The following is a 1,012-nucleotide window of genomic DNA, read 5'->3' as shown; positions in this document are numbered from 1 at the left end:
GGGCGGGGTGGGGTGGTGGGAACGGTCAGTCTTGGGCCAAGAGAGTGCGTATTCGGCCGCCGGCGAGTGCATCTGGACTACTGTCCTCTGCTTAACAGCGGTTGAGGCGCGCGCTCATCGGCCTTGAGCGGTTCAGGTGCCGTACAGACCTGTCGGGGGAATGAGATGCTTGATCTTCTCGGGCTCGACCACCAGACGGAATCCGTGTACCGGGCCATGCTCGCCCATCCCGAGGACGGTGTGGAGGGTCTGGTGTCCCGGCTGGGCAGACCGGCGAGGGAGATCCGGGACGCGCTGGACCGGCTGAGTGAGCTGGCGCTGGTCCGTTTCTCCACCGAGGACCCGACGCAGCTGCATGCGGTCAGCCCGCACCTGGGGATCGAGATTCTGCTGGCGCGGCAGCAGGCGGAGCTGGCGGCGCAGCAGCAGCGGGTGGAGGCGAGCCGGGCGGTCGCGGCGCGGCTGATCTCGGAGTTCGCCGGGCAGCAGGAGGATGTTCCCGAGGCGGGGGTGCAGTATCTGCGGGGTCTGGAGTCGATCCGGGATTATCTGACGGCGCTCAACCACCAGGTCCGTCACGAGTTCCTGGCGTTCGCGCCGGGCGGGCCGCAGACGGAGGCGAACATGCAGGCCTCGCGTCCGCTGAACCAGCGGCTGCTGGAGCGGGGGGTGCAGATGCGGACGATCTATCTGGACAGTATCCGGCGGGACGCGGCGACGGTGGCGTACGCGGAGTGGCTGATGGACAAGGGTGCTCAGGTGCGGACGGTGCCGTCGCTGCCGAACCGGATGATCATCTGTGACCGGCAGGTGGCGATCATGGCGGCGGACAGCAATGCCACGTCGGTGGGGGCTGTCGTGCTGAGCGCGCCGGGTCTGATCGCCGCTCTGTGCACGCTGTTCGACACCACCTGGCGGGCGGCGGAGGCGCTGGGTACTCCGGCGGGGCGGGAGCAGGAGGGGCTGACCCGGCAGCAGGCGGAGGTGCTGCACCTGCTGGCCGAGGGCCACA

At 69.1% G+C, this 1,012-nt stretch carries 1 protein-coding gene; it reads left to right on the top strand.

What is annotated here, in order from left to right:
- Positions 1 to 165 precede the first annotated feature (165 nt).
- Positions 166 to 1,012, top strand: an 847-nt coding sequence (locus CCN33_RS32575; RefSeq protein WP_086696040.1) for a TrmB family transcriptional regulator, incomplete at its 3' end; no start/stop codon positions are given.

The organism is Streptomyces recifensis (assembly GCF_002154615.1).
Classification (GTDB): Bacteria; Actinomycetota; Actinomycetes; order Streptomycetales; family Streptomycetaceae; genus Streptomyces; species Streptomyces griseoluteus.
Note: the sequence above shows the minus strand (reverse complement) of the source record. Positions and strands in the feature narration are given on the sequence as shown.